Here is a 13,080-nt window from a genome sequence, read left to right on the forward strand (position 1 = left end):
TCAGCCGCTTGGCATGCCTTTGTCTCATGGGCCTCTCCTTGCTGGCAGCTCAGGCCATGGCTGCCGAAGAGCCGTCCACCCAGATCACCGAAGTGAGTGGCAACAGAGACAACTCGGCCATTGCCATCCGGATCTCCGCCGATGCGCCTCCAACCTTTACCAGCTACGAGTTGTTTAACCCGGCCCGCATTGTCCTGGATATCGCCGAGGCCGTTCTCAGCCCGGGGTTACAGCCGAAACTGGCCCCAGAGCTGGGCCTGGAACTCAGCACCCGCCAACTCAGCGACGCCAACCCGGCCATGCTCCGCTTCGAGTTCACCCTCGCCCGGTCGCTCCCCTTCAGCACCCGTCAGCACGGCAATGACATTATCCTGACCATAGGCCAGGGGGCAGACAGCGCAGCCGGGACGCCCACTGCGAGCGCAGCTCCGGAACTCCTGCTCAACGACATCAGCGTCACCACCAGCCCCGGGAAGACCACGGTTCGCCTCCAGGCCAACGGTGAGCTCAAGGAGTACAGCTACGATGTCCTGGACAGCGAGGGAACCACCCCGGCCAGGATGTATATCGATATCAACAACATCTCCGGCGACAGCCTGCTCCAGGAGCAGATCGTCGGCACCACCCTGACTCGTATCCGGGTGGCCCGAAGAGGCTCCGGCCTGCGCCTGGTCTTTGACTCTGCCTCAGACCAGCTCTTCCCCTTTACGGTGCAACCGGTGGCCAATGGCCTGGAGATCGTCATCGACGAGCCCCAGGAGGTGGATCAGGTATCCAGCCTGATCAGCGAACAGAGCTCCATCGAAAGCCAGCTACCCGATGTGGATCCCCTGGCCAGGAGACTCTCCCCCCAGGCCACGGCCAAGCAGATGGAAGATGCCTTCAACTTCTCCGGCTACAACAAGGAACGGATCACGGTGGACTTCTACAAGATCGACCTCCACAACGTCTTCCGCCTCTTTCGTGAGGTCAGCGGGATCAACATCGTGGTGGACGAGGGGGTCTCCGGCTCCCTCACCCTGGCCCTGGACGATGTGCCCTGGGACTTTGCCCTGGACATCATCCTCAACCTCAAAGACCTAACCAAGGAAGAACGGTTCAATACCCTGGTGATCCTGCCCAAGAGCAAGTCCTTTGCCTGGCCCAAGCAGGCGGAGAACAACATCACCTTTGAAACCAACATCGAGGTCGCCGAACAGGAGGCCCTGATTATCCGCCAGCAAAAGAGCCTCTCCAAGGAAGTGATCCAGGCCAAGCAGCTGATCGCCGAGGCCAGAAAGGCGGAAAAGAGTGAAAACTATGAGATAGCGGTCTCCATGTATGAACAGGCCCTGGTCAAATGGCCGGAAAACAGTAACCTGGCCAACCGGATCGCCTCGACCTACCTGGTTCGCCTCCGCCAGAATGCCAAGGCCGCCTTTTATGCCAGAAAGGCCCTGGCCGCAGACCCGGAAAACAGTGGTGCCGCCCTGAACGCTGCCATTGCCCTGGCCAACATGCAGGAGAAAAAGCAGGCCGTGGAATACTTTGACCAGAGTATCAGCACCGACCAGCCCAGCCGCGAGGCACTCCTGAGCTATGCGGTCTTCAGTGAAGAGCAGGAGGAGTTTGCCGGCGCCCTGGTCCTGCTGAGTCGCCATGATGAGCTGTATGGCCAGACCCTCAACTCCATGATCGCCACGGCCCGCATCTTCGACAAGATGGGAGACCATGCCTTGGCCACGGACAAGTATCAGGCCATCCTCTTTGCCGGCTTTCGCATCCCGCCGGACCTGGCCAAATATATCAAGACTCGTATAACTCTCAAACCGACCATGTAAACGGGCTGTAGACTGAATCTGAGGAAAAACCCTATGAAGTTAGTGAAATGTTCATTGGCACTGGTTCTGTTGTTATCGATCATTGCTCTCTCCGCCTGTGCCAACAAGGACACGGCTGAGCAGATGCCTCCAGCGGAGGCCCCTCCTGCAGTTGAGGCAGCGGTTCCACCGCCGCCCCCTCAGCCGGAGCAGCTCCCGGTCAGGTTTCAGACCCCTGGCTACATCACCGCAGAGCAACAGGCCGGCGAGGCCCTGGAAGAAGAGCTGGATGAGTACCAGCTCAAGGTGGGCGCCACCATCAGGTCCTCTGCCGGTCCCCAGCCCCTGTGGGATATCCTCAACCGTCTGGCCGGGCTCAAGGGCATGAGCGTCAGCTGGGCCAGTGATGTGGACCAGAATGTGCTGGTGGATGTCAACATCGCGGCTGAGGATGACTTCTTCACCGCCATCGACAACCTGCTCCGCCAAGTGGACTACTTCCAGGAGGTAGAGCACAACACCATTGTCGTCCGGTACCGGGAGACCAAGAAGTTTTACATCTCCATCCCCTACATGAAGGGGACCTACACCTCCACCGTGGGCGGCAACTATCTCACCGACCGGGACGCGGCCTCCGGCACCGAGGGTACGGTGAAGATCACCAGCGACGAGAACGAGTTCGATGTCTGGGAAAATGTTCAGGCCAACCTGCAGATGATCATGCAGCAGTGGGCCACGGTGACCAACGAGCCCGAGGCCGAAGAGGCTGAAGCGGCTGCCGAGGATGAGGCAGCCCCGACTGCCCAGGCCACCCGGCGGATGGCCAGCGGCGGCTCCTACTATACCGTGGACAGATCCGTTGGCCTGATCACGGTCACCGCCCCGCGCCCCCTGTTGGAGAAAATGGAGCTCTATATCGACAACCTCAAGAAGGAACTCTATCGCCAGGTGGTGATCGAGGCCAAGATCATCGAGGTCTTTCTCCAGGACAACTCCCGGATCGGCCTGGACTGGAGCCAGGTGCTGAAGAACTTCAGCGTCGGCGGGACCACCTTTTTCGGCACCTCCGGCAGCGGCGGCGACGGCCAGGTCTACCCCTGGATCCCGGCGGTGGGCGATGCCGACTCGGTGACCACCTTTGTCAGCAAGATCACCCTCACCCCGGCCAACTTCACGGTAATGCTCAACGCCCTCAACGAACAGGGCGATGCCAACGTGCTCTCCAACCCCAAACTGACCGTGCTCAACGGCCAGCCGGCCCTGATCAGCGTTGGCCGTGATATCGCCTACATCAAGACCGTATCCAGGAACGTGGACTCAGGCAGCGGCTCCACCCTGACCACGGTGACCTATACCGCCGAGGTGGACAACGTGGTCGAAGGCGTGGCCCTGGGCGTGGTAGCCTCCATTGTGGACGATCACAAGGTGATCCTCCACCTCACCCCGGTGACCACGGACCTGATCGAAGATCCCATCGAGTACCGCACCTTTGGAGAGGGGCTTGAAGTGGGCCTGCCCCGGGTGGGTATCCGGGAGATGTCCACCATGGTCGAGGTGGACAACGGCGAGATGCTGGTCATCGGCGGCCTCATCGATGAGGTGGAACGGACCGAAGGAAGCTTTGCCCCCATCGTCGGAGAGATTCCGGTGATCAAGTACCTCTTCGGGGTGGAAGAGAAGATCAAGGAAAAACGAGAGCTGGTCATCCTGCTCACCCCCAAGATCATATGAACCCAGTGCATATACAATCTATCCAGAACAACAGGAGAAATGGAATGAAGTACAGTCGCTATCTGCTGATTGGTTTGCTTGCGCTTCTTCTCGGAGGTTGCGGAACAACCGTGAAAGAATCGTTAAAGGTGCAGCCGGCGCTCAAGAGCCCGGTCGGTGCCGACAAAACCGTAGTCATCCTTCCATTTGCTGACTATTCCTATGCCGACAACCTGGACAGTGCCTACCGGCGCAGCCTCTATGTCACCGAGAACCTCACCGACCAGCTGGTCCAGAACAGCTTCCACCTGCCGGTACAGGAGGACGTCTTCCTCTACCTGGTCAACCAGAACATCATCGATGTGGTGGCCTACGAGAAGAAGAAGACCTCCATGCTGGAAGATGAGCTGCAAGATGAGTGGTCTGCCGAGATGAAGCAGCACCTCCAACACTACATCGACCTCACCAAGCGACGGAGCAACAACGCTCCGGTGCTGGAGAGCCCGGGCACCCATGGCCTCAGCCAGCAGGAGGTGGTCAAGATCGGTCGTCACTTCTCCGCCGACTACATCCTCAGGGGGCGGATCATCCAGTTCAAGGAGCGCCAGGACCCCTCCTGGGCGCCCTGGAAAAAGGGTGTGATCGGTTTTGTCACCGGGGTAACCAACCAGATCGCCTTTGGCCAGGCCGATGCCGACAAGTATGACAACTGGGGCAACATGATCGCCGGCGGTACCTACGGGGCCCTGTTCGGCGACCGTTCCGCCAACTGGCCCTATACCGGCGATGCAGACCAGAGCATCTTCGGGGTCTCCGGCGGCCAGATGGGCAACACCATCGTCTGGGGCGCCATCGGCGCCGGCCTGGGCCACATGGCCCACAAGACCGGCAAGATTCCCCAGGCCGTGGTCCAGCTGCGGGTCTGGGTCCAGGATGCCTATAACGGTGACGTGGTCTGGACCAACCGGATCGATGTCAAGGTCTCTCCGGAAACCGTGCTGGCCGACTACCAGTATGATGCCCTCTTTGAGGAGGCCACGGAAAAGGCGGTCTCCACCCTGATCGGAGACTTCACCGCCACCCTCTAAGCGCTGCTCCTGCAGGAGCCGTCTTGGATAAAAAAAAGGGTTGCCCTTCAGGGCAACCCTTTTTTTGTTTGCTGCTGATCAGCCCCTCCTCCCTCAGGAGTCCTTCTGCTGACGCTGGGCATTGTCGTAGAGGGCCACGAAGTTGATGGGCTCCATCAGAAAGGGCATAAAGCCACCATCCACCGAGACCTGACTGACGATCTGGCGGGTAAAGGGAAAGAGCATCAGGGGACAGTCCACGGCCAGGACCCTGGGCAGGTGCTCCTCGGGGATATTCTTGAGCAGAAAGACGGCGGCATGCTCGATCTCGATGATGAACATCACCTTGTCATCGCTCTTCTTATCCAGCACCTTGGCGGTGATGGCCAGGGCGACCTCGTGGTGATCGTCATCGATCTTGGTATTCTTGATCTGCATGTTGAAATCCACCTTGGGCTCCTGGCCCTGCTCCAGAAAGATACCGGGCGCATTGGGGCTTTCAAAGGAGAGATCCTTGATGTACATCTTCTGCATCCGAAAGACCGGTGCATCCTGCTGGTTGTTCTCTTGCTCTGCCATGTTCTGTCCTTGTTAATTGAAAGTAAAAGGAAACCCTGCAAGGGGCTCCCCTGGAATTGTTCCTCTGCCTCCCCAGGCTTTGGGGAGGCGTATCCAGATGCTATCCCCCTACCTTAACAGGGAAAGGGGCTGGGGCAAATTGAAAAAATCAGCCCCCGTTGAAGGGCTCACCAAGGGTCTGCTTCAAAAAGCGGCCGGTATAGGAGGCCTCCACCCCGGCAACCTCTTCCGGGCTGCCGCAGGCGACCAGGCAGCCTCCCCCGTCTCCACCCTCCGGGCCCATGTCGATGATATAGTCGGCGGTCTTGGCCACATCCAGGTTATGTTCGATCACCACCACCGTGTTGCCGCTGTCCACCAGGCGACTCAATACCCGGAGCAGATGCTGGATATCTGCCGGGTGGAGGCCGGTGGTGGGCTCATCCAGGATATAGAGGGTCTTGCCCGTTGATCGCCGGCTCAGTTCCTTGGCCAGCTTCACCCGCTGGGCCTCCCCTCCGGAGAGGGTGACCGAGGACTGGCCAAGGCGGATATAACCCAGGCCCACATCCAGGACGGTCTGGAGCCGATTGGCAATGGGAGGAATGTGCTGGAAAAACTCCAGGCTCTCCTCCACGGTCATCTCCAGGATATCGGCGATATTTTTGCCCCGATAGCGGATATCCAGGGTCTCCTGGTTGTAGCGTTTCCCCAGGCAGCGCTCACAGGTGACATAGATATCCGGGAGAAAGTGCATGGCGATCCGGATCACGCCGTCGCCCTCACAGGTCTCACAGCGGCCCCCCTTGAGGTTGAAGCTGAAACGGCCGGGCTTATAGCCCCGGGCCCGCGACTCGGGCAGCCGGGCCAACAGCTCCCGGATCGGGGTGAAGACGCCGGTATAGGTGGCAGGATTGGAGCGGGGAGTCCGGCCGATGGGGCTCTGGTCGATATCGATGACCTTATCGATCTGCTCAATCCCGCTGATCAGGCCGTGGCCCGCCTCATCGCCGCCGTCTGCGAGCAGTCGCTGGGCCTCCTTGTAGAGGGTCTCGATCACCAGGGAACTCTTACCCGAGCCCGAGACCCCGGTCACACAGGTCATCACCCCCAGGGGGATCCTGACCTTGAGCTGGCGCAAGTTATTGGCCGTGGCGCCCTGGATCTGGAGGCCATACTCTCTGCCCTTGCGGATCCTGCGCCGCCGGGCCGGCACCGGAATCTCCAGACGGCCGGAGAGGTACCCACCGGTCAGGGACTGTTCGCAGTCCAGCAGGCCGGCAACCGGGCCGGAGTAGAGGATCTCGCCGCCGTGCACCCCGGCCCCGGGCCCGATATCGAGGACATGGTCGGCGGCCGCGATGGTATCGGTGTCGTGCTCCACCACGATCACGCTGTTGCCCAGGTCGCGCAGGTTGAGCAGGGTCTTGATCAGCTTATGGTTATCCCGCTGGTGGAGGCCGATGGAGGGCTCGTCCAGGATATAGAGTACCCCGGCCAGGCCCGAACCGATCTGGGAGGCCAGCCTGATCCGCTGGGCCTCGCCCCCGGAGAGGGTGCCCGCCTTACGGTCCAGGGAGAGGTAGCCCAGGCCCACCCCCTGGAGGAAGGAGAGCCGTTCATGGACCTCCTTGAGGATGGGAGCGGCAATGAATTTTCGCCGGGCGTCAAAGGAGATGGTCGCAAGCCGGCTGATCAGCTGCTCGATGGAGAACCCGGTCAGGTCCATGATGGACCACTCCCCCACCTTGACGGCCAGGGCCTCGGGCTTCAGGCGCAGCCCCTTACAAGCGGGACAGGCCTGCTCATTCATGAACCTGGCGATTTCTTCCCGGACGCGAGCCGAGGAGGTCTCCCGAAAGAGCCGGTTCAGGCGGGGGATGACCCCTTCAAAGGGGAGCTGGGAGACCAGGGCCCGCTTGCCGCGGCGGTGATGAAACTCCAGTTTCTCCTTGCCGCTGCCATGGAGCAGGGCCTGCTGTACCCTGGCCGGCAGTTTGCTGAAGGGGCTATGGAGATCGATCCCATAGTGGCGGCTGAAGGCCTCCAGCCACTGGGAGGCATAGGCGGCAAGCTTACGCCGACGCCAGGGGGCGATGGCACCCTCCTCCAGGCTGAGCTGCGGGTCCGGGACGATCAGGGACTCATCCAGGAACTGGTTGGCACCCAGACCGCTGCAGGCCGGACAGGCACCCTGGGGGTTGTTAAAGGAAAAGAGCTGGGTGGAGAGTTCGGGCACCGAGACCGAGCAGCGATGACAGGCGGCGGACTCGCTGAAGAGGAGTTCTTCACCGCTGTCGGGAAAGAGGGCGATCATCGAGCCCTCGGCCAGTTGGACCGCGGTGGAGACCGACTCATCCAAGCGCCTGCGGATGGAGGGTTTGATCACCAGTCGATCCACCACCGCCTCGATGAAGTGGTGTTTATTCTTCTCCAGGACCAGCTCTTCGCTGAGCTGGTGCAACTCGCCGTCCACCCGCACCCGAACATAGCCCTCCTTGCGCAGACGGAGAAAGACCTGCTCGTGCAGCCCTTTCTTCTGGCGGACCAGGGGGGCCAGGAGGACCACCTTCTCGCCCTCCTGGCGATGGAGCAGGTTGGAGACCATGTCCTCGATGGACTGGGAGCGGATGGGATCACCGCACTGGGGACAGTGGGGTTGTCCGGCCCGGGCATAGAGCAGGCGGAGATGATCGTAGATCTCGGTCACCGTGCCCACGGTGGAGCGGGGATTCTTGGAGGTGGTCTTCTGTTCGATGGAGACCGCTGGCGACAAGCCCTCCAGCAGGTCCACCTCGGGCTTGCTCATCTGACCGAGAAACTGGCGGGCATAGGTGGAGAGCGACTCCACATAACGTCGCTGACCTTCGGCGTAGAGGGTATCAAAGGCCAGGGTTGACTTGCCGGAACCGGAGAGGCCGGTGAAGACCACCAGCTGGTTGCGGGGCAGATCAACGGAGATATTCTTCAAGTTATGCATCCGCGCACCACGGATGCGTAAGAACTGTGGTTCCATAGTTATCCTCTCATCCCCCACCGAAGGCGGAGTGCACCGACCGGCATCCGGCATAAGGTCTGCGTCCCGAGGACGAAGCCCCCGGAGCAGCGCTTTCCCTCTCTCCCGGTCGCCGTCCGCTTCCCCAACAATTTCATATCCTGTGGAAACAGAGGGACAATTTCAATTGCCACCTGCGGCCACTGTGGTAGATTGTAGCGTTACAGTAGCCATCATTTGCCAACAATCAATACAGGAAATATCTCTCAGCCATGTATTTTCAAGACATCATTGGGACGCTGAACTCTTACTGGGCCTCTAAAGGTTGTGTCGTTCTTCAACCGTATGACATGGAAGTGGGTGCAGGGACCTTCCACCCCGCCACCCTGCTCCGGGCCCTGGGACCCGAGCCCTGGAAAACCGCCTATGTGCAGCCCTCCCGCCGTCCCACCGATGGTCGATATGGCGAGAACCCCAATCGGCTCCAGCACTACTACCAGTACCAGGTGATCATCAAGCCTTCACCTCCCAACTCCCAGGAACTCTACCTGGAGAGCCTCCAGCAGTTTGGCCTGGATCTCCTGGAGCATGACATCCGCTTTGTCGAGGATGACTGGGAGTCGCCCACCCTGGGTGCCTGGGGACTGGGCTGGGAGGTCTGGCTGGACGGCATGGAGATCACCCAGTTCACCTACTTCCAACAGGCCGGCTCCATCGACCTGAAACCGATCACCGTGGAGATCACCTACGGCCTTGAGCGGATCGCCATGTACCTCCAGAAAGTGGACTCGGTCTATGACATCATGTGGAACAAGGAGGTCAGCTACGGCCAGATCTTCCACCAGGCCGAGAAAGAATTTTCCACCTTCAACTTTGAAGAGGCCAACATCGGCGACATGATCACCGCCTTTGACAACTATGAGCGGGAGGCCCTGAAGCTGGTGGAAAAGGACCTGATCCTGCCAGCCTATGACTTCTGCCTCAAGTGTTCCCACACCTTCAACCTGCTGGATGCACGCAAGGCCATCAGCGTGGCCGAACGCACCCGCTATATCGGCCGCATCCGCCAGATCGCCCGCCAGGTTGCCCAGAAGTACGTCCAGCAACGCAGCGACCTGGGCCACCCCCTGCTCCGGCAGGCAGGCCAGTAGTTCCCGCCGCTCAGCCGCCACAGGCGTCAGTCTGCAGCTGCAGACTGACACCTGCCGGTGTCTGTCAGGGTCAGATCTCCACGCTCCCGCCAACCTCCAGGACACAGGGCTCGGCCTCGGTCTGCTCCCGTACCCGTTGGGCCCAGGCCTGGGGATCCTGACGGATCAGGTCAAAGGTGTTGTAGTGGATGGGCACCACCTGCTTAGGCCGAAGCAGCGACACCGCCCGCAGGGCATCGTCGGGTCCCATGGTAAAGTTATCGCCAATGGGCAGGATAGCCAGATCCAGCCCCTCCTCGCCGATGAGCACCATGTCGTAAAACAGACCGGTATCACAGGCATGGTAGATCTTCTTCTCCCCGATGGTGAGGAGAAAACCGCAGGGAGCGCCACCATAGGAGCCATCCGGGAGTTGAGAGCCGTGGTGGGCGATGGTGAGCTTGACCCGGCCCCAGGGATAGTCATAGCCGCCGCCGATATGCTGGGGATGGACCCGCTCCAAGCCCTGGGCTCCCAGCCAGTTACAGATCTCAAAGTTGGCCACCACCGTGGCCCCGGTGCGCTGGGCAATGGCCAGGGTATCACCGATATGATCGCCGTGGCCGTGGGAGACCAGGATATAATCGGCCTCCACCTCGTCGGCCTCCACCGGACTGAGTGGATTTCCTGAAATAAACGGATCAATCAAGATCTTGGTCCCAGCGCTCTCCAGCAGAAAGGCCGAATGGCTGAGCCAGGTAAGGTGTAGTGTCATAGAGACCTCCTTAGGGACACCCTAGAGAACAATGAGGTTCATTATCCATGATGCCCTCGATAGTTTGGGAAAAAGCAAAGAGAACAGTCCCAGGTACTGAGCCGACCCGGGTGCTCCTTACAAAAAAATAGCAGATAGCAGCCCTCTTGACCAGTGGTTGGACGAACAATCGCCAGCAGCGGCTGCAGGCGATTGACGGGACCAGAGGAGCCGACCGCCTGTGTACTCCTCGACAAGATCCCACCAGAGGAACCTTAAAGCTTAAAGGCCACCTTGAGGTGAGCTTGAATATCTTCTCCCCTCTACCGCACCCAGGACCACACCATGAAATCAGCCCGCCTGCTCTATGAATATCGCGACTTCTTGAAGGAGCGCTACGGAGAGGTGCTCCAGCGGGTCCCCCTGGATCCCGGCTTTGGCTGCCCCCATCGCAAGCGGAGCGGAGGGGGCTGCAGTTTCTGCCCGGAAGATGGGGCCAGGGCGGTCCAACTGGGCACCCTCAGCGATATCCGGGAACAGATCCGGGCCGGAGTGGCCTTTGCCAAAAAACGCTACCAGGCACAGGCCTTCATGGCCTATCTCCAGGCCTTTACCAACACCTTCACCTCTGTCCAGCGCCTGGAGGAACTGGTGGCGCTGATCCTGGAGCAGGAGAACTTTCGGGCCATCAGCATCGGTACCCGGCCCGACTGTCTTCCCGAAGCGACCCTGGCCTACCTGTCCCGGCTCCAGCGCTCCCTTGATGTCTGGGTGGAGCTGGGTGTCCAGACCAGCCACGATGCCACCCTGGAGCGGATCAACCGGGGCCATGACTGGGCCGCCAGCCGCCGGGCCATCCGCCAGCTCCATCGGGCCGGGGTCTCTGTGGCGGTTCACCTGATCATCGGCCTGCCCGGGGAGACACGGACCCACTTTCGCCAGACCATGGAGGCCCTGGCAGAGCTGCCGGTGGATGCGATCAAGCTCCACAACCTCCACATCATCGCCGGTACCGCCCTGGCCCGGGAGCACAAGAGGCAGCCCCTTCCCCTGCTGGGCGAATATGGCTATGGGGAGATTCTCCTCGAGCTCCTGCCCTATATCCCGGCAGACCGAGCCATCATCCGCCTGAGTACCGATACCCCGAAAGAGCAACTCATTGGCCCCTGTTGGACCATGAACAAGGGCCAGTTTCGCAACTACCTGATCAAACAGATGCAGCAACGACAGATCTCCCAGGGCATGGCCCTGACATCACCGCCCGAACAGCCCGCTGCCGACATGAAGCAACCGTCCCCTCCCCAGCCGGTGGAAACCGAGGACGGCAGCTTCACCTTCTGGAACCCGAAGCTGAAGGAGCATTACCATACCCTTGCCGGGGCCCGTTCCGAGGCCCGGGAAAAATACTGCCGCCCCGGCGCCCTCAAGGAACGCCTGAAGCGGGGAAGGGTCAGGGTCCTCGATATCTGCTTTGGCCTGGGCTACAACAGCCTCACCGCCTGCAGCCAGGCCCTGGCCGAAAACCGCTCCCTGGAGATCACGGCCCTGGAGATGGATCGGGGGGTGGTCGCAGCTGCGGCAGCCACACTCAGGGAAGACAACAGCCGACTTGACTGGAATGATTGCCTCGCCCGACTCTGCAGCCAGGGCAGTTGGTCCCAGGACGGCTGTTCCATCCGGTTACTCTGGGGGGACGCCCGCCATACCATCGGCCAGGCAGAGGGCCCCTTTGAACTGATCTGGCTGGATGCCTTCTCCACCCAGCGCAACAGTGAACTCTGGACCGTGGATTTCTTTCGTGCCCTGCGACCCCTGCTGGCCCCGGATGGGGCCCTGCTGACCTACTGCGCAGCCATTCCGGTGCGTGCCGGCCTGCGGGAGGCAGGCTTTATGGTGGGCGAGACCCAGGCCTTTGGCCGCTCGCGGGGCGGCACCATTGCCGCCTGTTCGCCCCTGGCCACTGCTCTGCCCCTGCCCGAGCGGGACCTCTTTCTGATGACTACCGTCCGCGGCACCCCCTACCGTGACCCCAACGCGACCCGGACCAACAGGGAGATTCTCCGAGCCAGGGAGGAGGAGATCCTCCAGCGGAAACAGCGAGAGGGGGCCCAGGGAGCCGCAGTTTAAGCAGGGCAACAGCGATACAGGGTAAACGGTAACACGTTTTTCGATTTCGTGTTGACAGCCACCGCCAAAGCGAGATATAGGAGTGTTACGTTTTAAAAAAACATCACACTCTCTCCCGTATCTGGAGGTCCTATCAATGCTCCGTCCCATCGCCTTAGCCGTAGCCTGCCTCTCCTGCCTTAGCCTGGTCCCTGGACCCAGCCTGGCCCACTTCGGTGCCGTCATCCCCTCCGATGATATCATCACTAAAGGTGATCCTGCCCAGCTGAGCCTGCGGCTCAGCTTCCTCCATCCCCAGGAGGGACAGGCCATGGAACTGGCCCGACCTGAACAGATCGGCATGCTCCACCGCGGAGTACGCACCGACCTGGGCAGCGCCTTTCAGGCGAACAAAGAACAGGGCTTCACCAGCTGGCAGGGAAGCGTAACCATCAGCAGGCCCGGAGACTATACCTTCTTCATGGTACCGACACCCTACTGGGAGCCCAGCGAGGATGTCTTTATCATCCACTCCACTAAGGTCTGCGTCAATGCCTTTGGCCTGGAACAGGGTTGGGACCAGCCCGTGGGCCTGGAGACCGAGATCATCCCCCTGAGCCGCCCCTACGGCCTCTGGACCAACAACCTCTTCACCGGCCAGGTCCTGCTCAAGGGCAAACCAGTGCCCTTTGCCGAGGTAGAGGTGGAATACCTCAACGCCTCTGCCCCACCGGCCCCTCCGATCACCCCTCCCAGCAGCCCCTTTATCACCCAGGTGGTCAAGGCCGATGGCAAGGGGGTTTTTTCCTATGCCATGGTCAAGGCCGGCTGGTGGGGATTTGCCGCCTTAAGCGAGGATGACCGGCTGCTGGAGCACGATGGGGTCAAGAAGAAGGTGGAGCTGGGCGCCGTCTACTGGGTGCACGCCACCGATCTGACCACCGGCGACGCTCCCCGCTGA

The 13,080-nt window shown here is 60.7% G+C and carries 9 protein-coding genes; 6 read left to right on the forward strand and 3 right to left on the reverse strand.

Translation table 11 applies throughout. The features are described from left to right. The first annotated feature begins 8 nt into the window (after positions 1 to 8). Genes G494_RS0118220 through G494_RS24370 form a run of 3 tightly spaced genes read left to right on the forward strand, consistent with a single transcriptional unit; the run spans position 9 to position 4,597 of the window. Complete coding sequence (locus G494_RS0118220; protein WP_161630015.1) at positions 9 to 1,820, forward strand: AMIN domain-containing protein; 1,812 nt, start codon at positions 9 to 11, stop codon at positions 1,818 to 1,820. Between the two features lie 33 nt (positions 1,821 to 1,853). Continuing rightward, positions 1,854 to 3,530: a pilus (MSHA type) biogenesis protein MshL gene (gene mshL, locus G494_RS0118225; RefSeq protein WP_035247530.1), complete on the forward strand. Its 1,677-nt coding sequence runs from the start codon at positions 1,854 to 1,856 to the stop codon at positions 3,528 to 3,530. A 44-nt stretch (positions 3,531 to 3,574) separates the two neighbouring features. Next, positions 3,575 to 4,597: a hypothetical protein gene (locus G494_RS24370; RefSeq protein ID WP_035247532.1), complete on the forward strand. Its 1,023-nt coding sequence runs from the start codon at positions 3,575 to 3,577 to the stop codon at positions 4,595 to 4,597. A 93-nt stretch (positions 4,598 to 4,690) separates the two neighbouring features. On the opposite strand, the gene secB is transcribed toward G494_RS24370, so the two are convergent. Both secB and uvrA read right to left on the reverse strand, forming a co-directional pair. After that, the gene (gene secB / locus G494_RS0118235; RefSeq protein WP_028585675.1) at positions 4,691 to 5,155 is read right to left on the reverse strand and encodes a protein-export chaperone SecB; all 465 of its coding nucleotides are present in this window, start codon (positions 5,153 to 5,155) and stop codon (positions 4,691 to 4,693) included. A 148-nt stretch (positions 5,156 to 5,303) separates the two neighbouring features. Continuing rightward, positions 5,304 to 8,150: an excinuclease ABC subunit UvrA gene (uvrA, locus tag G494_RS24375; protein WP_035247536.1), complete on the reverse strand. Its 2,847-nt coding sequence runs from the start codon at positions 8,148 to 8,150 to the stop codon at positions 5,304 to 5,306. A gap of 251 nt (positions 8,151 to 8,401) precedes the next feature. Here uvrA and glyQ point away from each other — a divergent pair, with 251 nt between their 5' ends. Beyond that, a complete protein-coding gene (gene glyQ / locus G494_RS0118245; RefSeq protein ID WP_028585676.1) occupies positions 8,402 to 9,280 on the forward strand; it encodes a glycine--tRNA ligase subunit alpha in 879 nt (292 codons plus the stop codon). Positions 9,281 to 9,350: 70 nt separating this feature from the next. Here glyQ and G494_RS0118250 read toward each other — a convergent pair whose 3' ends face one another. Next, positions 9,351 to 10,034 (reverse strand): metal-dependent hydrolase, encoded by a 684-nt coding sequence (locus G494_RS0118250; RefSeq protein ID WP_028585677.1) that lies wholly within the window; start codon positions 10,032 to 10,034, stop codon positions 9,351 to 9,353. Positions 10,035 to 10,358: 324 nt separating this feature from the next. Here G494_RS0118250 and G494_RS25785 point away from each other — a divergent pair, with 324 nt between their 5' ends. Beyond that, positions 10,359 to 12,140 (forward strand): TIGR01212 family radical SAM protein, encoded by a 1,782-nt coding sequence (locus tag G494_RS25785; protein WP_051305853.1) that lies wholly within the window; start codon positions 10,359 to 10,361, stop codon positions 12,138 to 12,140. 136 nt (positions 12,141 to 12,276) lie between these two features. Continuing rightward, positions 12,277 to 13,080, forward strand: a complete 804-nt coding sequence (locus G494_RS0118260) for a DUF4198 domain-containing protein (RefSeq protein ID WP_028585678.1) — start codon at positions 12,277 to 12,279, stop codon at positions 13,078 to 13,080.

Origin of the sequence: Desulfogranum mediterraneum DSM 13871, assembly GCF_000429965.1 — a bacterium.
GTDB lineage: Bacteria > Desulfobacterota > Desulfobulbia > Desulfobulbales > Desulfobulbaceae > Desulfogranum > Desulfogranum mediterraneum.